The sequence below is a fragment of the Comamonas sp. JNW genome, from assembly GCF_003105075.1.
Taxonomy (GTDB): Bacteria; Pseudomonadota; Gammaproteobacteria; order Burkholderiales; family Burkholderiaceae_C; genus Comamonas; species Comamonas squillarum.
Genome location: NZ_QETI01000001.1, coordinates 430,076 through 450,916 on the forward strand (window position 1 = coordinate 430,076; position 20,841 = coordinate 450,916).

At 65.6% G+C, this 20,841-nt stretch carries 16 protein-coding genes; 9 read left to right on the top strand and 7 right to left on the bottom strand.

All coding sequences use genetic code 11. The features are described from left to right. Positions 1-2: 2 nt before the first annotated feature. The 3 genes from DCO45_RS01995 to DCO45_RS02005 all read right to left on the bottom strand — a co-directional run bounded on the left by DCO45_RS01995 (position 3) and on the right by DCO45_RS02005 (position 1,499). Positions 3-491, bottom strand: a complete 489-nt coding sequence (locus tag DCO45_RS01995) for an arsenate reductase ArsC (RefSeq protein WP_116924244.1) — start codon at positions 489-491, stop codon at positions 3-5. A 2-nt stretch (positions 492-493) separates the two neighbouring features. After that, positions 494-832 (bottom strand): helix-turn-helix domain-containing protein, encoded by a 339-nt coding sequence (locus DCO45_RS02000; protein ID WP_116924245.1) that lies wholly within the window; start codon positions 830-832, stop codon positions 494-496. 148 nt (positions 833-980) lie between these two features. Next, the gene (locus DCO45_RS02005; RefSeq protein ID WP_116924246.1) at positions 981-1,499 is read right to left on the bottom strand and encodes an O-acetyl-ADP-ribose deacetylase; all 519 of its coding nucleotides are present in this window, start codon (positions 1,497-1,499) and stop codon (positions 981-983) included. Between the two features lie 663 nt (positions 1,500-2,162). Here DCO45_RS02005 and cobW point away from each other — a divergent pair. The 7 genes from cobW to DCO45_RS02040 all read left to right on the top strand — a co-directional run bounded on the left by cobW (position 2,163) and on the right by DCO45_RS02040 (position 16,236). Continuing rightward, positions 2,163-3,239, top strand: coding sequence for a cobalamin biosynthesis protein CobW (gene cobW, locus DCO45_RS02010; protein WP_116924247.1), 1,077 nt, complete (start codon positions 2,163-2,165; stop codon positions 3,237-3,239). Beyond that, positions 3,239-7,048, top strand: a complete 3,810-nt coding sequence (gene cobN / locus DCO45_RS02015) for a cobaltochelatase subunit CobN (RefSeq protein ID WP_116924248.1) — start codon at positions 3,239-3,241, stop codon at positions 7,046-7,048. Before cobW ends, cobN begins: the two co-directional genes overlap by 1 nt. After that, complete coding sequence (locus DCO45_RS02020; protein ID WP_116924249.1) at positions 7,045-8,145, top strand: AAA family ATPase; 1,101 nt, start codon at positions 7,045-7,047, stop codon at positions 8,143-8,145. Before cobN ends, DCO45_RS02020 begins: the two co-directional genes overlap by 4 nt. Positions 8,146-8,276: 131 nt before the next feature. Next, positions 8,277-8,783, top strand: coding sequence for a VWA domain-containing protein (locus DCO45_RS02025; RefSeq protein ID WP_116924250.1), 507 nt, complete (start codon positions 8,277-8,279; stop codon positions 8,781-8,783). A gap of 330 nt (positions 8,784-9,113) precedes the next feature. After that, positions 9,114-11,252: a TonB-dependent siderophore receptor gene (locus tag DCO45_RS02030; RefSeq protein WP_116924486.1), complete on the top strand. Its 2,139-nt coding sequence runs from the start codon at positions 9,114-9,116 to the stop codon at positions 11,250-11,252. A gap of 91 nt (positions 11,253-11,343) precedes the next feature. Beyond that, positions 11,344-13,521, top strand: coding sequence for a TonB-dependent siderophore receptor (locus DCO45_RS02035; protein WP_116924251.1), 2,178 nt, complete (start codon positions 11,344-11,346; stop codon positions 13,519-13,521). 42 nt (positions 13,522-13,563) lie between these two features. Continuing rightward, positions 13,564-16,236 (top strand): sulfite reductase flavoprotein subunit alpha, encoded by a 2,673-nt coding sequence (locus DCO45_RS02040; RefSeq protein ID WP_116924252.1) that lies wholly within the window; start codon positions 13,564-13,566, stop codon positions 16,234-16,236. 141 nt (positions 16,237-16,377) lie between these two features. Here DCO45_RS02040 and DCO45_RS02045 read toward each other — a convergent pair whose 3' ends face one another. The 3 genes from DCO45_RS02045 to DCO45_RS02050 all read right to left on the bottom strand — a co-directional run bounded on the left by DCO45_RS02045 (position 16,378) and on the right by DCO45_RS02050 (position 18,412). Further along, positions 16,378-17,556 carry a TonB-dependent siderophore receptor gene (locus DCO45_RS02045; protein WP_279324794.1) on the bottom strand — a complete coding sequence of 393 codons (1,179 nt, stop codon included), beginning with the start codon at positions 17,554-17,556 and terminating at the stop codon, positions 16,378-16,380. 454 nt (positions 17,557-18,010) lie between these two features. After that, positions 18,011-18,178: a hypothetical protein gene (locus DCO45_RS22845; protein WP_165841095.1), complete on the bottom strand. Its 168-nt coding sequence runs from the start codon at positions 18,176-18,178 to the stop codon at positions 18,011-18,013. Positions 18,179-18,196: 18 nt separating this feature from the next. Beyond that, positions 18,197-18,412 carry a hypothetical protein gene (locus DCO45_RS02050; protein ID WP_116924254.1) on the bottom strand — a complete coding sequence of 72 codons (216 nt, stop codon included), beginning with the start codon at positions 18,410-18,412 and terminating at the stop codon, positions 18,197-18,199. A 758-nt stretch (positions 18,413-19,170) separates the two neighbouring features. On the opposite strand from DCO45_RS02050, the gene DCO45_RS23315 reads away from it, so the two are divergent. Continuing rightward, entirely contained in the window at positions 19,171-19,302 is a 132-nt protein-coding gene (locus tag DCO45_RS23315; RefSeq protein ID WP_260719762.1) for a hypothetical protein, read from the top strand. A gap of 416 nt (positions 19,303-19,718) precedes the next feature. Here DCO45_RS23315 and DCO45_RS02060 read toward each other — a convergent pair whose 3' ends face one another. Further along, entirely contained in the window at positions 19,719-20,255 is a 537-nt protein-coding gene (locus DCO45_RS02060) for a FecR domain-containing protein (protein WP_116924255.1), read from the bottom strand. A gap of 57 nt (positions 20,256-20,312) precedes the next feature. Here DCO45_RS02060 and DCO45_RS02065 point away from each other — a divergent pair, with 57 nt between their 5' ends. Then, positions 20,313-20,840 (top strand): sigma-70 family RNA polymerase sigma factor, encoded by a 528-nt coding sequence (locus DCO45_RS02065; protein ID WP_116924256.1) that lies wholly within the window; start codon positions 20,313-20,315, stop codon positions 20,838-20,840. Position 20,841 lies beyond the last annotated feature (1 nt).

Below are 20,841 nucleotides of genomic sequence, written 5' to 3' on the forward strand. Positions count from 1 at the left end.
GTTCAAGACTCCGCAATCCGTTGCACTGCCGCTTGCAGCGCCTGGTTGCCGAGCTTGTCAAACGGCAATTGCAACAGCTGCAGCATGCGGTAGGCCAGCGCCTGGCGGGTGAGCTCAAAACGCTGGGCTTGCTCCACGCTGGGAGCCTCGGAAGGGTCCGGGTAGCTCCAATGGGCACGCACCGGCGCGCCCGGCCACAAGGGACAAGGCTGGGCAGCGGCGCTGTCGCAAACGGTGATGACCACGCGCATCTCTGGCACGCCGGGCTGCGCAAACCGGTCCATGCTCTTGCTCGACAGCGCCGATGTGTCCACGCCTGCAGCACGCAACGCCGCCAGCGCCTGCGGGTGGACACGGCCACTGGGTGCAGCGCCGGCGCTGAAGGCTTTGGCATCGATGCCCAGTGTCTGCGCCCAGTGGTTGAACATGGCCTCGGCCAGCACGCTGCGGGCCGAATTGTGGGTGCACAGCACCAAAACATGGGTGGTCATCGTCAGCAGCCTTTGTCGCTGGCAGGGCAGCACTGGGGAGCGGTCACCTCGCAGCGGGCGCCCGCGCAGCAGTTCTCGGTCAAATAGCGCAGAACGCCATCCATGCGCGCAAAGTCTGCGCGGTAGACCAGGTTGCGGCTCACGCGCTCCTGCGTGACCAGGCCCGCATGGACCAGCTCCTTGAGGTGAAAAGACAGCGCCGTGGCCGCAACGCCCAGCGCCTCCGCCAACACCGAGGGCGTGAGCCCGTCAGCCCCGGCCACCACCAGCGCACGAAACACCTGCAAGCGGACCTGGTGGGCCAGTGCGGCCAGGGATTTGATGACATGGTCTTCATTCATATTTCAATGATACTTGAAATATTGAAATAAAGCACCGAAAAAATTAGTGTTTGCCAGCAACGCGCCCGAAAAGCCCATGGAGCCCTGGCAGCCGGTAGCGAGGTTGGGTCACGGGGTATCGAGCAGATAGAGCCGGCTGGCCCATGAATCAGGCCGTGGGTGCGTTCAAGACCGCTTCATACGCAAGCAGATCCGCTTGGGAAAAGCAGCAGAAGACCACCTCTTCAATGGGGGTGTGTGCAGACAAGCTCTCTCGAACCGTGCGCACTGCCAACTGCACAGCCAACGCCATGGGATAGCCAAAGATGCCCGTGCTGATGCTGGGAAAAGCGATGGATGCCACCGACTTCTCCTCAGCCAGCGCCATACAGCGCCGGTAGCAAGCAGCCAGCAGCTCCGGCTCGCCCTTGTTCCCGCCTCGCCACACGGGCCCCACGGTGTGGATGATGTAGTCCGCATGCAGCCGGTAGGCCTGGGTCAGCTTGGCATCCCCTGTTTTGCAACCACCCAACAGCCTGCATTCATGTACCAGGTCCGGGCCTGCTGCACGGTGGATGGCACCATCCACACCACCACCGCCCAGCAGCAACGAGTTGGCGGCGTTCACGATCGCTCCCACATGGAGTTGGGTGATATCGGATTGGACGGCGTGCAGACGTGTGGACATGGGCGAACAGCTCAATGGTGGACAAACAAGGCCCCTGCAAAGGGCGGGCAGCGGTGCCAACGCATCATCGCAGACTGCGCTGGCAGGCTTTGCAACAGGACAAGCCTCTTTGATAGCCATCAACAAGGGCTTGCTGAAGACTCGCGCCAATCGGTGTCCCAGATCAGCGAGAAGCCATGCCACCCACCATGCCGGCGCCCCCAGCCAAGCCCGCGGACGCAGTAGAATGGCCCGCACTTGTTCGCAAAGAAGCCGGTGACAATCCGGCACGGTCGCGCCACTGTATCGCTGCCGCAGGCCCCGGGCTCGCCCCGCGCCTTGCGCTGCCAAGTCAGACCTTTGTGCCAAGCCACCCCCGAACCAGCTCTCACCGGCATCAAGCCCGCTGGTTTGCCTAGGACGCGCTTTTCCTGGAGTTCCCATGCAGACACCTGCCCCCAGCCGCCGCTTGGCGCTGCCCTTGCACCCTGCGCTGTGGCGCACAGGCCTGGCCTGGCCGTTGGCGGGATGCGGCCGCTAGGCGGCCAGCACTCGTCCAGCGCCGGCCCCTGCCCCCGCCCCGCCTCCCCCCTTTTTGTTTCAGACTGCCCCGCGCACTGCGCCCACCGGCCCCGCCGCAGGCTTGCCCGGCAGCCCTCCCCTTTTTATTTGGAGACATCCCCCATGCGCACCAGCCAGAAGATTCCAGCCACCATCGTCACCGGCTTTCTGGGCAGCGGCAAGACCACCTTGCTGCGCCATATCCTGTCCAACGCCAACGGCCGCCGCATTGCGGTGATCGTCAATGAGTTTGGCGAGCTGGGCATCGATGGCGAGATCCTGCGCGGCTGCGGCATTGGCTGCGATGACGAGAACGGCGAGCAGGCCGGCCAGCTCTATGAACTGGCCAATGGCTGCATGTGCTGCACCGTGCAGGAAGAGTTCTACCCCGTGATGCGCAAGCTCATCGAGCGCCGGGACGATATCGACCATATCCTTATCGAGACCAGCGGCCTGGCCCTGCCCAAGCCCCTGGTGCAGGCCTTCAACTGGCCCGAGATCAAGAACGCCTGTACGGTCGATGCGGTGATCACCGTGGTCGATGTGCCCGCCGCTGCGGCCGGCCAGTTTGCCGCCAACCCCGCCGCCGTCGATCTGCAGCGCAAGCAGGACCCCAACCTCGACCACGAGTCGCCGCTGCATGAGCTGTTTGAAGACCAGCTCATCTCCGCCGACCTGGTGGTGCTGAGCAAGCTTGACCAGGCCAGCGCCGCCGACCGCGCGGCCGTCGAGGCCCTGGTGCGCGAAGACATTCCACCCGCCGTCAAGATCGTCGCTGCCGACCATGGCCGCATCGACCTGGATGTGGTGCTGGGCCTGTCCAGCGCGTCTGAAGAGAGCATCGAATCGCGCAAGGGCCACCACGAGCACGAAGCCGGCCATGTGCATGACGAGCACGACCATGACGATTTCGACTCGGTCGTCGTGCAACTGGGCGAGGTGGAACGCGAAGCGCTGCTGGCCCAGCTGGCCGAGGTAGTCGCGCAGCAAACCGTCTACCGCATCAAGGGCTTTGTGGCCCTGCCCGGCAAGCCGATGCGCCTGGTGGTGCATGGCGTGGGCAAGCGCTTTGACAGCTACTTTGACCGCCCATGGCGCGCCGATGAAAAGCGCGGCAGCCACCTGGTCTTTATCGGGCATGACCTGGACGAGGCCGCCATCCGCGCCCAGCTCGCTGCCAGCCCAGTCGGAGCGCTCTGATGCATTTGCTCGCGGTCCAGCCCGGTGGTTTTGTCGACGACGAGGCCTTTGTCTCCAGCCTGGGCCAAAGCCCGGCCGACATCGTGATCCTGAGCGCCGCAGACACCACCTTGGCCCTGCTGGCGCAAGCCTATGAGCAGCTGCGGGCCGGCATGGATGGCGAGCAACTGCCCAGCGTCCGGCTGGCCAATCTGATGTACCTGCGCCAGCCCGCATCGGTCGATCTGTATGCCGATGAGGTGCTGCAGCATGCCAAAGTCATCATCATCGACCACCTGGGCGGCGAGAGCTACTGGCCCTATGGCACCGAGCGCGTCATGTCGCTGTGCCGTGCCCACAAGATTGCGCTGGCCATGTTCTCGGGCGACAGCAGTGAAGACCTGAACCTGCTGCAAAAAAGCACGGTGGCGCAGCAAGACTGCCGCAGCTTGTGGCGCTACCTGCGCGAAGGCGGCCTGGCCAATGCGCGCGAGCTGTTCCGCTTTGTCTGGCACGGCCTCTTGGACGGCCCGCATGCGGCGCTGCCCCCGCGCCCCTTGCCGGCGGTGGCCGTCTACCACCCAGCGAGCGACGAGGCTACGGTCGCCACCTGGCAGCAACCCGGCCCGCTGCAGTGGCAGCCCGGCGCGCCGGTGGTCATGCTGCTGTTCTACAAAGCGCATCTGCAGTCGGGCAACACCCAGGTGTTTGCCGACCTGTGCCAGGCCCTGCTCGCCAAGGGCATGAACCCGCTGCCGCTGGCCTTGCAGTCGCTCAAGGACGCCGGGTGCCTGGCGGCCTTGCAGGCACTGTGCGCCAGCGAAGACGTGGCCCTGATCCTCAACACCACCGCGTTCTCGCAGGCCTCGCTCGATACGCCCGGCGACCATGCACTGGCCGGCGACATCCCCGTGCTACAGCTGATCCTGTCGGGTAGCAACGAGCAGACCTGGCTGGACAGCACCCACGGCCTGCAGCCGCGCGATATTGCGATGCATGTGGCGATGCCTGAGGTCGATGGCCGCATCATCACGCGGGCGATCAGCTTCAAGGGCCTGTCACACCGCAGCGATCTGACCCAGTCCGATGTGGTGCAGTACCAGGCCCACCCCGAGCGCATGGGCTTTGTGGTCGAACTCGCCCAGCGCTGGTGCCGGCTGCGCCGCAAGCCCAATGCCGACAAGCGCCTGGCGCTGGTGCTGGCCAACTACCCCAGCAGCGAAGGCCGCATCGGCAATGGCGTGGGGCTCGATACACCAGCGTCGGTCATCGAGATCCTGCGCGCGCTGGCGGCAGACGGCTATGCCGTCGATGCCATGCCCGCAGACAGCCAGGCGCTGATGGATCTTTTGCAGCAAGGCATCACCAATGCGCCCGACTCCTGGGCCACACGCGCCGCTTGGCAAAGCCTGAGCCTGGCCGACTACCTGCAGTACTTTGACAGCCTGCCCGCCGAAAACCAGCAGGCCATCACCGCGCGCTGGGGCGCGCCCGCACAAGACCCGATGCTGCGCGACGGCCGCTTTATGGTGGCAGGGCTGCGCCTGGGCCAGATCTTTGTCGGCGTGCAGCCGGCACGCGGCTACCAGCTCGATGCACTGGCCGCCTACCATGACCCGGATCTCGTGCCGCCGCACTACTACCTAGCCTTCTACCACTGGCTGCGCAGCCAGTGGCAGGCCGATGCGATGGTGCATGTGGGCAAGCACGGCAACCTCGAATGGCTGCCCGGCAAGAGCGTCGCGCTGTCGGCCAACTGCTGGCCCGATCTGGTGCTGGGCCCCCTGCCCCACCTCTACCCCTTTATCGTCAATGACCCCGGCGAAGGCACGCAGGCCAAGCGCCGCGCCCAGGCCGTGATCATTGACCACCTGATGCCCCCGCTCACCCGCGCCGAGAGCTATGGGCCCACGCGCGATCTGGAGCGCATGGTGGACGAGTACTACGAGGCCGCCACCCTGGACCACAAGCGCGCGCAAATCCTGCGCCAGCAGATCCTTGCCCACATCGTGCAGCACGACCTGCACCAGGACCTGGGCCTGCAGGCCCCCGCCAGCGACGAGGAAGAGCAGCAGCTGCTCAACCGCACCGATGCCTACCTGTGTGAGCTCAAGGAAAGCCAGATCCGCGACGGCCTGCATATCTTCGGCGTCTCGCCCGCCGGCCGGCTGGAGATGGACACCCTGCTCGCCTTGGCGCGCCACCCCGTCGGTGGTGGCAAGGGCGCCAACCAAAGCCTGGTGCGCGCCATCGCCCGTGATCTGGGCCTGGACTTTGACCCACTCGATGCCGACTGGGCCGAGCCCTGGACCGGCCCGCGCCCCGCATTGCTGCAAGATCTGCACGAGCAGCCCTGGCGCCACCACGGCGACACGCGCGAGCGGCTGGAGCTGCTGGCCTTGCAAATCCTGGTACCCGGCGCTACCCTACCGCAAGCGCTGGCCGACCTGGCGGCCGGCCACACCCAGACCGTGCTGGCCCGCGTGCAGCAGGATCTGCGACCGCGCCTGGCCGCCTGTGGCCCGCAAGAGCTGCTGCAGCTGCTGCGCGGCCTGGCGGGCCGCTTTGTGCCAGCGGGCCCGAGCGGCGCGCCCACGCGCGGCCGGCCCGATGTGCTGCCCACCGGCCGCAATTTCTTCTCGGTCGATACGCGCGCCATCCCCACGCAAACCAGCTGGGGCATGGGATTCAAATCTGCCCAGTTGCTGGTCGAGCGCTACACGCAAGAGCATGGCGAGTACCCAGTCACCATTGGCCTGTCTGTGTGGGGCACGGCGACGATGCGCACTGGTGGCGACGATATCTCGCAGGCCTTTGCGCTGATGGGCGTGCGCCCCACCTGGGCCGATGGCAGCTGGCGCGTCAGCGATTTTGAGGTGCTGCCGCTGCATGTGCTGGGGCGGCCCCGGGTCGATGTGACCTTGCGCGTCTCGGGCTTTTTCCGGGATGCGTTCAGCAATGTGATCCGTTTGTTTGATGCCGCCGTGCAAAAAGTGGCGGCCTTGGAAGACGAAGACGCTGCGCAAAACCCGATCCGCGCCCGCGTGCTGGCCGAGGCCGCGCTGCTGCTGCAGCAAGGGCTGGACGCCAAGGAGGCGCGCCACCAAGCGGGCCTGCGCGTGTTTGGCGCCAAGCCCGGCAGCTACGGCGCTGGCCTGCAGGGCCTGATCGACAGCGGCCAGTGGCAAAGCGACGAAGACCTGGCAACGGCCTACCGCAACTGGGGCGCCTATGCCTACGGCCAGCACGACGATGGCAGCCAGGTGCCCGAGACCTTTGTGCGGCGCCTCTCAGAGATGCAGCTGGTGCTGCACAACCAGGACAACCGCGAGCACGATGTGCTCGACTCGGGCGACTACTACCAGTTCCAGGGCGGCATGGCCGCTGCCGTGCGCCACTACAGCGGCCAGCAACCGGCCCTGTACTTTGGCGACCACAGCAACCCTGATTCGCCGCGCATGCGCAGCCTGCAAGAAGAGATCAGCCGCGTGGTGCGCGCGCGCGCCACCAACCCCAAGTGGATCGAGGGCGTGCAGCGCCATGGCTACAAGGGCGCGTTCGAGATTGCCGCGACGGTGGACTACCTCTTTGCCTTTGATGCCACGGCCCGTGTGGTGCGCGACGACCAATACGCCCGCGTGACCGATGCCTTTGTCGCCGATGCCACCACGCGTGCCTTTATGCAGCAGCACAATCCGCAGGCCTTCCACGGCATGTGTGAGCGCCTGCTCGAAGCCATACAGCGCGGCCTGTGGCAAGCGCCTGGCGACTACCCCCAATTGCTGGAGACCCATTTGCTCGAGACCGAACACCTGCTGGAGATGCGATGAGCACCGCCACCGATCTGCATTTTCCGTTTAGCGCCATTGAGGGCCAGGCTGCGCTGCAGCAGGCTTTGCTGCTCTTGGCCGTCGATCCGCAGCTGGGCGGCGTGCTGGTGGAAGGCCCGCGCGGCACCGCTAAATCCACCAGTGCCCGCGCGCTGGCTGCGCTGCTGCCCAGCGGCCATTTTGTCAATCTGCCGCTGGGCACCACCGAGGAGCAACTGCAAGGCGCGCTCGATCTGGAAGCTGCGCTGCAGTCCTCTGCGGTGCAGTTCCGCCCCGGCCTGCTAGCCCAGGCGCACCAGGGCATCCTGTATGTGGACGAGGTCAACCTGTTGCCCGATGGCTTGGTGGACTTGCTGCTCGATGTCAGCGCCAGCGGCACCAACCGCATCGAGCGCGATGGCGTCTCGCACCAGCATGCCGCGCGCATTGCACTGATCGGCACGATGAACCCCGAAGAAGGCCAGCTGCGCCCGCAGCTGCTCGACCGCTTTGGCCTGTTTGTGCGCCTGCCCAATGTGCCTGATGTGGACACGCGCAAGCGCATTGTGCGCGCCCGCATGGCCTTTGATGCGGACCCGGCCCAGTTCTGCGCCCGCTATGAACAGGCCCAAGCCCAGCTGCGCCAACAGATTGCCGCCGCGCGCGAGCACCTGGCCCAGGTGCCCTGGCCCGAGGCCATCTTGGATGCCGTGGCGCAGCTGTGCCAGCAATCGGGCGCCGAAGGCGTGCGCGCCGACCTGGTGATGCTGCGCGCCGCGCGCGCCCAGGCCGCGCTGGCGGGCCATGCCGAGGTCAGCCTGGCCGATGTGCAGGCCGTGGCCGAGCTGGCGCTGGCCCACCGCCGCAATGCCGATGCCGCGCAGCCACCATCGCCCAGTGGCCAGGCCAACGATCAACAAGACCTACATCAACAACCGCAGCGGCAACAGCCAAACCAGGCACAGACCAAGCCCCAAAACGGCCATGCCGACACCGCCAGCAGCAGCCCCAACGCCGAGCGCAACCAGCCCGATGGCTGGGGCGGCATGGCCGCGCCGCGCCATACCGGTATCGAGCCCGTCAAGGCCCTGCGGCCCTTTACCGCAAAAAAAGCCTGACGCGCCCCAGCCTGGCCGGCAAGGCCAAGCTGGGGCGCGCGCAGAGCACGCAGCGTGCCGGGCGCCTGCTGGCAACGGCCAGCCAGCGCATTGACTGGCCCCGCAGCCTGGCCGCCAAAGGCCAGGCCCCCTTGGCGCGCCCGCACCTGCGCTACCGCAAGCAGCCCGCCGGCGCGCAGCTCATGCACTGCGTGCTGCTTGATACCTCGGCCTCCATGCTGCGCAGCCAGCAACTCGCCCGAGCCAAGGGCTACCTGCAGGCCTTGGCCGACCAGGCCTACCGCCAGCGCGACCGGCTCTGCGTGCTGGGCTTTAGCGGCGACAGCGCCTATGTGATCCAGGCAGAGGCCAAGGCCCAGGCCTGGAACGAGGGCTGGATCCGGCCCATTGGCGGCGGCGGCGGCAGCCCTTTGGCCAGCGCCATTGCCTTGCTCGAGCGCCTGCTGCAGCGCGCCCGCCGCCAGGGCCCCGTGCATGCCTGTGTCTGGCTGCTGACCGATGGCCGCTTTGCGCAACTGCCCGAGCGCCCCCGCTGCGCCGAGCAGATCACCGTCGTCGGTTTTGACCGGGTCGGCCTGCCCTTGCAACTGAGCCAGCGCCTGGCAGCGCGCTGGCAGGCCGATTGGATGCCCGCATAAGCCAGCTGCCGCCGCCATCTGATGGCGGGCTTAAACGCAAGTTTGATGCAGTGCGGTTTCCCCATCCCAGCGCTGCCCGGCACCCTGCTACGAGTAGGGAGATGCCCCGCGTAGTTGCCCCAAAGCAACATACATACACACCCCACAAGTAGGTATTCACACTGGATCACCGCTTTTTAGGCCGCAGGCGCTGCGATAGCTGCAGGAGCCGCCACGCTTTTAAATACAATTCATTCTCATTCCTAACACTCATCCCCTGGCCAACCACGCTGCGGCGCCCCTGACTGGCGCCGTTGTGCTGTGCCCGCCTCGTTTTTTGCTGCCTTCACCATGTCCGCATCCACCCGCACTTCGCGCAAGCCATCGGGCCCCCGCCCGGCCCTGAGCCAGATCACAGCAGCCGTCCTGATCAGCCTGGCACCAGCGGCCAGCGCGCTGGCCCAGGCGGCGGCCGCGCCTGCTGCCGATGACGAGCCGGTCGCAGAGAGCACCCTGGAGACCATCCAGGTCTCGGGCGATCTGCTGGGCAGCGGCCTGCAAAACCAGCTCAAGACCTTTGCCGGGGCTCGCACCATCGTCGACAAGGACGTGATCGAGAACAGCGGTGCGTCGAGCATTGGCGATGTGATGCGCCGCATCCCCGGCGTGCAAAGCAGCGACAACTCCGGCACCGCCGGCAGCGCGGTGTCGCTCAATATCGGGGTGCGCGGTCTGACCGGCCGCTACTCGCCGCGCTCGACCGTGCTGCTCGATGGCGTGCCGCTGGCCGTGGCGCCCTACGGCCAGCCCCAGCTGTCGTTTGCGCCGGTGAGCCTGGCCAATATCGAATCCATCGATGTGGTGCGCAGCGGCGGCGCGGTGCGCTACGGCCCGCAAAACGTCGGCGGCATCATCAACTTCAACACCCGCGCCATCCCCACCAGCAAGGACATCACCGGCGACGTGACCCTGCGCTACAACGGCTTTGGCAAGGGCGGAGAGAACAACACGCTCTACAGCACTTTCCTGGGCTCGCAGCTGGACAACGGCCTGGGCTGGGCGCTGCTGTACTCGGGCATGACGGGCTCCGAATGGCGCAAGGACAGCGATGAGCGTTTGAACGACGTGGCGCTGAAGTTCCGCTACGCGCTGTCGGGCAGCTCCGAGGTCTACGGCAAGCTGTCATACTACGATGTGCGCTCCAACACGCCCGGGGGCCTCACGGTCGCCCAGTACAACGCCAACCCCTTCCAGAACACCCGCCCCACCGATAGCTGGGACGGCGAGCGCAAGGGCCTGGACCTGGGCTATATCAACACCATCTCGGACACGCAGGAGTTCGAGATCCGCGCCTACTACAACGACAGCGCGCGCTCGAGCCGCCTGATCAATGCCGCGCAGACCCAGATCAACTACCAGCCGCGCAACTACCAGACCCTGGGCATCGAGCCGCGCTACACCCAGCGTTTTGCGCTGGGCAGCAGCACCCACGATGTGACCGTGGGCTACCGCTACATCCGCGAGCGCGGTGACGACAACAGCAGCCTGCTGAACCTGTCCACCAACGTGATGGGCGCCACCACCTCGTTCGACAATGCCACCGATGCCCATGCCGGTTATATCGACGACCGCATCGCCATCGGCGCCTGGCGCATCACCCCCGGCGTGCGCTTTGAGCACATCCAATCCGAGCGCGATGACCGGAGCAGCGGCCAAAGCTTTGACACGCGCAACAACAAGTGGCTGCCCTCGGTCAGCGTGTCCTACCTGGTCAACCCGGCCCTCACGCTGTTTGCCAACTACACCACCTCGTTCGGCCCGGTGCAGAACATCCAGCTGAACTCGCAAACGGCGGCCAACCCACTGCGCCCCGAAGTGGCCAAGACCAAGGAGCTCGGTGCCCGCTGGCAAGACAAGCAGTGGCGCGCCGAGGCCACGGTGTTTGACCTGCGCTTTGACAACCAGATTCTGCAGACGCCCGGCGTCGTGCCCGTCACCTTTGCCAATATTGGTGCCACCAAGCACCAGGGCCTGGAGCTGGCGCTGGAGTACAGCTTTGACAAGGCCAGCGCTCTGGCAGGCACCACGGTGTATGGCAACTACACCTACACCAAGGCGATCCAGAAATCCGGCACCACCGCCGGGCTCGATGTGCCTTTCTACGCGCGCAACACCGACACCGTGGGTGTGCGCTATGAGCGCAATGCCTGGGGCTTTAACCTGTCGAGCACGCACCAGAGCAAGCAGTACTCGGACCTGGCCAACACCGAGGCCGAATCGGCCAATGCCAATGTGGGCCGCATCCCGGGCTTTCGCCTGTGGAACGCCCAGGTCAGCTGGAAGGTGCCGCAGTACAAGGGCAGCGAAATCATGGTCGGCGTGAACAATATCGCCGACCACCGCTACTACACGCGCAATGTCGACGGCAACCCCGGCCGCATGGTGGGCGCGCCGCGCACCTTCTACGTCCAGGGCCGCTACGCGTTCTGATCCACCTATTACCCGCCTTCGTAACACAAGACCCGCAACACCTGATGCGGGTCTTTTTTGCCGATGGCTTCGCCTGTTTTGTGACCCTCTGATGACCCCTTCTCGCACCACCGCCCGCTCCGCCCCCTTCCACCCGCTGACCTGCCTGAGCAGCATCGCGCTGGCGATTGCCGCCTGGCCCGCCGTGGCACAAACCGCGTCGGATACGGCCACCAGCGCCACCAGCGCCACCACCGCTCCGGCCGCTGAAGCCGTGCTGCCCCAGGTCATCGTGCAAGAAAAAGCGCAGGAAGTGGGCTACCAGCCCAAGCGCGCCACCACCGCCACCCGCAGCGATGCCGCGCTGCGCGATGTGCCCCAGGCCATTGCCGTGGTGCCCGCCCAGGTGCTGCAGGACCAGCAGGTGCGCTCCATCGACGAGGCGCTCTACAACGTCAGCGGCATCACCCAGGCCAATACCCTGGGCGGCACGCAGGATGCGGTGATCAAGCGCGGCTTTGGCTTCAACCGCGATGGCTCCATCCTGCGCGATGGCATCCGCACCGTGCTGGCGCGCAACCTCACCTTCACGACCGAGCGGGTCGAGGTGCTCAAGGGCCCCAGCTCGGTGCTCTACGGCACAATGGACCCGGGCGGCGTGATCAATATGGTCACCAAGAAGCCCCAGCTCAGCTTTGCCGGCCAGGTGGGCGCCTCGCTGTCGAGCTATGGCGGCGGCGGTGCCTCGCTCGATCTGACAGGCCCCATCGGCGAGCAGGGCCTGGCCTACCGCTTCATCGCCGATACCAGCGATGTCGACTACTGGCGCAACTTTGGCAAGAACCGCCAGACCGTCATCGCCCCGTCGCTGGCCTGGTATGGGCGCGACACCTATGTGCGCATGTCCTACGAGCACACCGACTACGAGCAGCCCTTTGACCGGGGCACCGTGATCGACAGCCGCACCGGCCGGCCTGTGACCATCGACCGCCGCGAGCGCCTGGACGAGGCCTACAACCGCACCTTGGGCGATTCGGATTTTTTCACCGTGCAGGCCCAGCACAGCCTCAATAGCCAGTTGAAGCTCAACGCCGCCTACAGCTACAACCGCAACCGCTATGACGACTACCAGGCCCGGCCGGTGTCGCTCAACCCCACAACCGGCATCCTCACGCGCCGGCCCGATGGCACGCGCGGGGCATTGAGCCAGCAGCATGTCGGCCAGATCAACCTGGAAGGCAAGCTGCAGGCGGGCGGCATGACGCATGAGATCCTGGCCGGGTTCGACGCCGAAGACAGCAATATCTTCCGCCGCGACATCATTCGGGGCAGCAACAGCGGCGGCTTCAATGTCTACGACCCGGTTTACGGCAACCTGCCCAATGCCACCACGATCGACGAGGCGCAAAGCGCCCAGAGCGACAAGATCCGCCAGCAGGCGCTGTTTGCGCAGGATTCGATCCGCCTCTCGCCCCAGTGGCTGCTGCAGCTGGCCGGGCGCTGGCAGCACTACGACCAGATCGCGGGCAAGGGCCGGCCCTTTGTGGTGGGCAGCGAATCGGATGGCAGCAAGTTCGTGCCGCGCGCTGGCCTGGTCTGGCAGCCCAGTACCGAATGGTCCATCTACGGCAGCTACAGCGAATCCTTCAAGCCGCAAAGCAGCATTGGCAGCGTCATCGGCACCCTGCCACCCGAGACCGCCAAGGCCTGGGAGCTGGGCACCAAGTGGGAGTCGCCGGCCGGCATCACCGCCACCGCTGCGCTCTACGACATCCGCAAGCGCAATGTGGTGGTGAACGAGACCATCGACGGCCAAAGCTATGCCCGCGCCGTGGGCGGTGCCCGCTCGCGCGGCCTGGAGCTCGATGCCGCTGGCCGCCTGGGCAAGCAGTGGCAGCTGATTGGCACCTATGCCTACACCGATGCCGCGGTGACCGACGACCCGCAATACCAGGACAACCGCCTGGCCAATGTGGCGCGCCACACCGCCTCGCTCTTTGCCGCCTATGATTTTGCAGCCAGCAGCAGTGACCGCTGGCGTGTCGGCGCCGGCCTGCGCCATGTGGGCCGCCGCGCGGGTGATGCCGCCAACAGCTTCAATAACGCCGGCTACACCGTCGCCGACAGCTTTGTCAGCTGGGAGCGCCCCTGGAGCGGCCGCATGGTCAAGCTGCAGCTCAACATCAAGAACCTGTTCGACAAGAACTATGTCAGCTCCTCGGGCAGCCCCGTCTATGTGTCGCTGGGTGAGCGCCGCCAGGCCGTGCTGCGCGCGGTCGTGGATTTTTAAGCTTGAGCAGTCCGACAGTATCAAAAGACAACAAAGACAAGCATGTGGAGTTTTAAAAATATCTGGTTCCAGATCCATTGGCTGATCGGCATTACTGCGGGCACCGTGCTGATCGTCATTGGCCTCACCGGCGCCACCTATTCCTTCCAGGACGAGGTGCTGGACTGGGCCAACCCGGGGACCGCCAGCGTGCCGGTGCAGCCAAGCCCGGCGCTGACACCGCCCCAGTTGCTGGCGGCAGTGCGGGCCAGCGGTGAGCAGCGCCGTATCGACCGCATCACCTTGTATGCCGAGCCCGGGCGCAGCGCCCAGTTGGCCTTTGCGCCCGAAAAAGGTGAGCGCCGGGGCCAGAGCGTCTACCTCCACCCCTACACCGGCGCCCAGCTGCCAGCGCAAAGCGGCCGCGAGTTCTTTGAATGGAACGAGCGCCTGCACCGCTGGCTGCTGCTGCCGCGCGACGATGGCAAGCCGATAACGGGCAGCCTCTCGCTGTGCCTGCTGCTGCTGTCGCTCTCGGGCTTGTACCTGCGCTGGCCAGCCAAGCCGCTGTCCTGGCGCAGCTGGCTCACCTTCAATGTGCGGCGCAAGGGCCGGCCGTTTTTGTGGGGCCTGCACTCGGTGGCTGGCACCTGGGTGCTGGTCGTCTATGTGATGCTGACCCTGACCGGCATGTACTGGGCCTTTGATGCGGTGCGCGCGCCCGTGGACCGCTGGATGGGCGCGCCCTCCCGCGCAGCCGCCCGGGCCGAGCAATCGGCCGCGCAAGAAGCCGCCCGCAAGGCGCCGCCGCTGCAGATCGAGCCCGCTAGCCTTGAGCCCGCCTGGCAAAGCTTTACACAGCTGGCCAGCGGCTGGCAGTTTGCGCAAATGCGCCTGCCCCAGCGCGCCGACCAGCCTGTGCAGTTCAGCTGGTGGGGCGCCGGCGCCCCGCATGACCGCGCGCGCAACCAGCTCAGCCTGAGCCTCGATGGCAGCGTGCAGCGCGACGACCGCTTTGCCGATCTGCCCGCCGGCCGCCGCGCGCTGGCTGCCATCTACCCGCTGCACACCGGCACCTATTTTGGGCTGACGGGCCGCATCATCGTCACCGTCGCGGCACTGATGATGCCGCTGTTTGCGATTACCGGCTGGCTGCTCTATCTGGAACGGCGCCGCAGCTCCCGCGCCGCCGCCAAGGCCCAGCGCGCGCTGCTGGCGGGCGATGGCCCGCAGGCAGGACCAACTAGGGGCGCCAACACCGGCGCCAGCATGGCCGTGGTCTACGCCAGCCAGGCCGGCCATGCCCAGCAGCTGGCGGTGCGCACCGTCGCGCGCCTGCGCAGCGCGGGCCTGGCCGCACAGCTGCTGCCCGCCGCCAGCCTGGATATGGTCCAGCTGCAGCCGCATAGGCAGCTGCTGTGGGTGGCCAGCACCTTTGGCGAAGGCCAGCCGCCCGACAGCGCCCGCCGCCTGGCGCGCCTGTTGCAGCAAACGCAAGGCACGCCGCTGGCCCACCAGCGCTTTGGCATGCTGGCGCTGGGTGACCGCCAGTACGGCCAGTTCTGCGGCTTTGGCCTGGCGCTGGCCGCGCAGCTCGAGCGCCTGGGGGCCCAGCCCGTGTTTGCCCCCATCACCATGGATGCCGAGGACGACGCCGCATGGCAAGCCTGGCTGCAGGCACTGGCTGCGCACTGGGGCGTGAACGCGGAACCCGCCACTGTGGCAGTCAACACCGCTGCCAGCGTGGCCGATTCCGACGCACCCGACGCCGTCTTTGCACCCGCTCAGTTGCTCAGCCGCCACCACCTCAACCCCGGCAGCAGCGGCCAGCCGCTCTACCAGGTGGAGCTGGGCTTTGCGCCTGAGCAAGCGCTGCAGTGGCAGGCCGGTGGCCTGGTCGAGGTCAAGGCCCAGCAGGCGCCCGCCCAGGTCGATGCCTGGCTGCAGGCGCATCAGCTCGATGGCAGCGCCGCCGTGCAGTGGCGCGGCAGCGCCAGCAGCTTGCGCGATGCACTGAGCGCCTGCGAGCTGCCCACGCTCTCGGCCCCCGCCACATCGGCCCAGGCCGTGGCCGACCAGCTCCACCCGCTCGCCCCGCGCAGCTACTCGCTGGCCTCGTTGCCCGCCGATGGCCGCATCCGCCTCTATGTACGCCAAACGCTGCGCGAGCAGCCAGGCGCCGCTCCGCAGCTGGGCTTGGCCTCGGGCTGGCTCACCGCACATGCGGCGCTGGGCAGCAGCATTGCACTGCGCCTGGTCGACAACCCCGGCTTTGCGCCGCTGGTCGGTGATGCGCGGCCCGCCATCTTTATGGGCAATGGTTCGGGTTACGCCGGCCTGCGCGGCCATCTGCGCCAGCGCATCGCCCAGGGCCAGTTTGACAACTGGCTGATCTTTGGTGAACGCCGCCGCGCGCACGACTCCTATGCCGAAGACGAGGTCTGCGTCTGGCAGGCCCATGGCCAGATCGCACGCGCCGACTACGCCTACTCGCGCGACGCCCGCGATGCCAGCAACCTGGCCCCCGGCCAAGGCCCGCACCGCTATGTGCAAGATGCTTTGCGTGCCGCCGCCGAGCCGCTCCAGGCCTGGCTGGCCCGGGGCGCCGTCATCTACGTCTGCGGCAGCTATGACGGCATGGCCACCGGTGTGGATGACGCGCTGACCGAGCTGCTCGGCGAAGAAGGGCTGAACGCCTTGATCGACGAGGGGCGGTACCGGCGCGATGTGTACTGAAGCAGATGCCGCAGCAGATGGGCGGTGGCAGCGATAAAAAAGGCGTGGTACCCTCGGGTCCACGCCTTTTGTCTTTGGGCTGGGGCTACAGCAGTCGGCAGCTGCAGCAGCGCCATGCCCGCGCCGCTGCCCTCCTCCCATTTACCAATTCACCCGCGCCGTCAACGTCACATTGCGCGCATCGCCGTACAGGCAGACGCCGGTGCAGGCCGACAGGTAGGTCTTGTTGGCCAGGTTCTTCACATTCAACGCCAACTGCCACTGCTGGTACTGGTAGCGCACAGCAGCATCCAGCAAGGTGTAGGTGGGCATGCGCATGCGGTCTATCTCTTGCCAGCCGACATGGCGCACACCGGCGCCCAGGCTCAGGCCCGGCAGCGACAGGCGGTCATTGCGCATCTCGTCGATCATGCCGTCCGCATCGCGCGCCAGCGCGGTCAGACGGTAGCGCATGCGCCCGTCCTCGGTCAGTTGGTCGCTCACATCGGCCGCGATCTGCTTCTTGTTCCAGCTGCCCAGCTCCAGCTCCACCTCGCGCAGCGGCGCATCGGTGGGGCGCTTGCTCACCAGGTTGAAGACGCCGCCCGGCGCTGCCTGCCCATAGAGGATCGAGGCCGGGCCCTTGAGCACCTCCACCCGCTCATAGGCATAGGGCTCCACCGCCCCGCTCAGCGAGTTGATGGGAAAGCGCGCGCCGTTCAGGTACAGCGGCGCCGCCCCGGTCACATTGAAGCCGCGCACGGTAAAGCCCGTGCCGATATGGCGCATCGCCCCGCCCTGCAGCGGCATGATGCCCGCCGAGTACTCCAGCGCCTGGTCCAGCGAATCAGCGCCCTGGGCCACGATCTGCTCGCGCGGCACCACCGTCACCGACATGGGCGTCTCCGACTGCGGCGTATCGGTCTTGGTGGCCGTCGCACTGCGCCGCGCCACCAAACCGCCCACGGGGCCCGAGGCGCTCTCGCGCAGCGCATCGGCCTGCACTGTCACCGGCGCCAACGTGGTCTCGGCCCCGCTCTGCGGCACGGCCGCCTCGGCCGGTTTGATCACCAGGGCCCGCCCCTGGGGCACCACCACCAAGCCACTGCCTGCCAGCAATTGCGCCAGCGCCTGGCGCGGCGCCATGCTGCCCGATACCGCCGGCCCCTGCTTGCCCGCCACCACGGCCGGGGCATACAACAGCTGCAGCCCCGTTTGCTGGGCCAAGGTATGGAGCGCCTGCCCCAAAGGCTGGGCGGCAATGGCCACCTGGGCCGGGGCATCGGCCTGGGCCTGCGCCCCAGCGGGAATGGCCCCCGCCACGAACAAAGACAGGGCCAAGGCCCGGGGTGCAAAAACACTGCGCGACTGCCGCATAAACAAGGTCTCCAACTGCCTGGAAATAGCCAGCACTACCCATGGAGTCGCACGGGTGGGCAGAACCCTCAGGTCGCTCGGGAAAAAATTTGGATTATTTTTTGTGGGGCGGCAGCGCCTTGAGGTCTGCAGGTTCTCATCGACCTTGCAGATATGCGCACGGTATGCACGCTCAAAGCCCAGGAGTGTGTGGCTGCGCAGGCTGGCGGGCAGGCGGATTGGCCGAAGCGAGCAGTAGGTCAGGCAGCACCGTGGATGCATTCTGGCCCCGCCTTCAACGGCTTTTGATGTATGCAAGCGATGCTAAAAGTCATACTTCGCGCAAAAGAAGCACCCCATCAAGCCAGAGCGGGCCAACCTATGGGGTGAGGTTCAAATGGCTTGCCATTCATGGCTCGCGAACACCATTTCTGAAAGCTTAAGCATCTCGGTTAATTTTTTGTTCTTGCTCCTGCTCTTGCATATTTTGCGCATGCAGAGGCGTTTCTGCTTTCTCGATCGGCAGCGGAATGGGTATCCATGGAAAAGCCCAGCTTTTCAAGCTGGACCAAAATGGCCCCTTAACCCACAGTGGAAATACAAACATAGTGATCTCCTTCAGTGATCAGGCCGCTGGCTTATTGACAGCCGCCTGCTGCAAAAGGCGCACGACTTTGGTGATATAGATTTTTTTGGTCAATGGCTCTGGCGGCTCAGCCATGGTGCGAAAGGGCTGGTGGAAAATGTAGTCGTCATCAGAGACATCACGGCTATCTACGTCGGCTACAGGCACTTGCGTTCTTGCGCGTATATTGAAAATGGTTTTATCTATAAAAGACATATAGACCTCCGGTCTATGGTGGCTAATCAGGATGGATCGCCTATTGCCACACTACCGCTTTTAAAGACCTTAAACCGCAAACAGCAAACACTTACGTTTGAAGCGAAGGGGCCGTCCCGGTATCTGCGACACAGCTCAGGTCTTTGCCGGCAGTGCCCCCGCCCGCCGGGGCGGGGATTGCCGCAAAAAACAAAGCACCGACTAGCGGTGCTTTGATTTACCCCGTTTTCGCCAGGGTGCTCGCCGATTGCTCGGACATCAAAACCGCCTCAATGGCGATTTCTGAAACGACAAGCAGGCCTACTTGCGTTTTTTGCTCCGAGCGCGCTCGTCTTTTGGCTGCTGTTTTTGTGGGCTTTTTACTTCCACCGACAACGAGGAAAATGGGTCCTGCGGCAACAGAAAGAAGTTGCGCATATCACGCCAAAATTCCATGTTTCGCTGGTGACGGACAAGTGAAAACATATAGACCTCCGGTCTCATAAGGGCAATTCAGGTTGAGTCGCCTGTAAACAAGCTACTCCTTTTAATGGCCTTAAACAGCACGCCGCAGGAAATAACATCGCTCACCCCCCTTTTGTTGTGACAGATGTGGCGTGTACAAATCACGATGTAAGAGCCTCACCGTCCTACGTCTGGAGAGAACTGGACCACACACACTGATGACCAGTGCAATGCATCGTCAAAACACTGAAAACGAGAGGCGCTCCCGCTAGCGACAGAAGCACCTTGTCAACCATTTGATTGAAGGAATCACCATGTCTCAGCAACAACCCAACTCGGGCCAGAAGCAACCGGGCCAAGACCAGAAAAAACCTGGTCAGCAGGAACAACAAAATCCTGGCCAGAAGCAGCAGGACAGCAAGCAACCCAACACCCAGCCCAAGTGACCACGGTTGCAGCAACCCCAGCTGCGATGTAGATCGCGCTCAAAGCCCACCTCGGTGGGCTTTTTCCATGTCTGCGCAGCGCACCTTGCCGTCACCTATGGCGAATTTTTCAACGCTTCGCGCGCGCTGCATGCCGCGCGGGAAGGCCGAGACAATGGTTGGCAGCGCCTGCGACCTGGATCGCCAACATGCGATGGGGGAAGCCCGCCAGGTGGCGGTCCATCGGGTGGGGGTCCACCGGGTGGCGGCCCACCGGGTGGCGGCCCACCGGACGCCCGCACGGTCGAACTGAAGTGAGGCGCCTTGGGGGGCGGTGCCGATCGCATGTTGGCCATGCTTGAGAAAACCACGGTACCGCTTGTTCTGTTGCCGCGGAACCAGCCCATGGCCTTGCAAGCTAGCCCTGCGCTCCCACCTCAACGCGCCTTCACAATCTCCGTCACCCCGCCCTCGGTCTTGAGCCGCACCGGCAGCAGCAGCGGCAGCGCCTGGGCAAAGCTGGTCGCCTCGCGCAGCTTAAAGCTGCCGCCCATGCGCATCGAAGCGACGGCCGGGTCGCACACGGCGCGGGTATGGCGTACCGAAAACCGCGTGCCCAGCACCGTTACCAGCGTGTGCCCCGCCCGCACCTCAAACGGGCGCTGCGCATCGGCACTGGCATGGAACAGCGCCTGGCCCTCGAGCAAGCGCACTTCGCGCCGGCCCCGGAACAGTTGCACCTGCGCCTGCGATGCGGCGTCGAGCAGCATCTGCGAGCCATCGGGCAGCCGCACCTGCAGCGCTTGGCCACGCACGGTGGCGTAGTGCTCGCTAAACAGCGGCTGGCTGCGCCAGTGCGACCAGCCCAGCCAACCGCCGCCCACCAGCGCCAGCACGGCAGCGGCCAGACAGGGATCGCAGCGATGGTGCAGCAATGGCGCAATGCAATAACGCGAATGAATCGCATTATCCATATTTGACTACTGTTTACATATAATAAGAACCATTCTCATCGCCTCACTTCCCACACCATGCACCCAGGCCCCGGCATTCCGCCCTCACCCTCTGTCGACCCGGTGCATGCCCTGTACGAGGCGCACCACAGCTGGCTGGTCGCCCGGCTGCGGCGCAAGCTCGGCTGCGCCTGGGATGCGGCCGATCTAGCGCAAAACACCTTTGTGCGGGTGCTGGGCACCCAGCGCCCGCAACTCCAGGCACTGCTGGAGCCGCGCGCCTACCTCACCACCATTGCGCAGCGCCTGCTGTCCAACCACCTGCGCCGCCGCCAGATCGAGCGCGCCTACCTCGATGCGCTTGCGCTGCTGCCCGAGCCGGTGGCCCCGCCGCCCGACGCACAGCTGATGGTGCTCGAGACCCTGGTCGCCATTGACCGCCTGCTCGGCGGCCTGCCCGTGGTCGCCCGCAAGGCCTTTTTGCTGTGGCGGCTGGAGGACCTGACACAAGAAGAGATTGCCCAGCAGCTGGGCATATCGCGCACCAGCGTGCGCCGCCACCTGGCCGCAGCGGCCGAGCGCTGCTATTTTGCGGACCAGCCCTGAG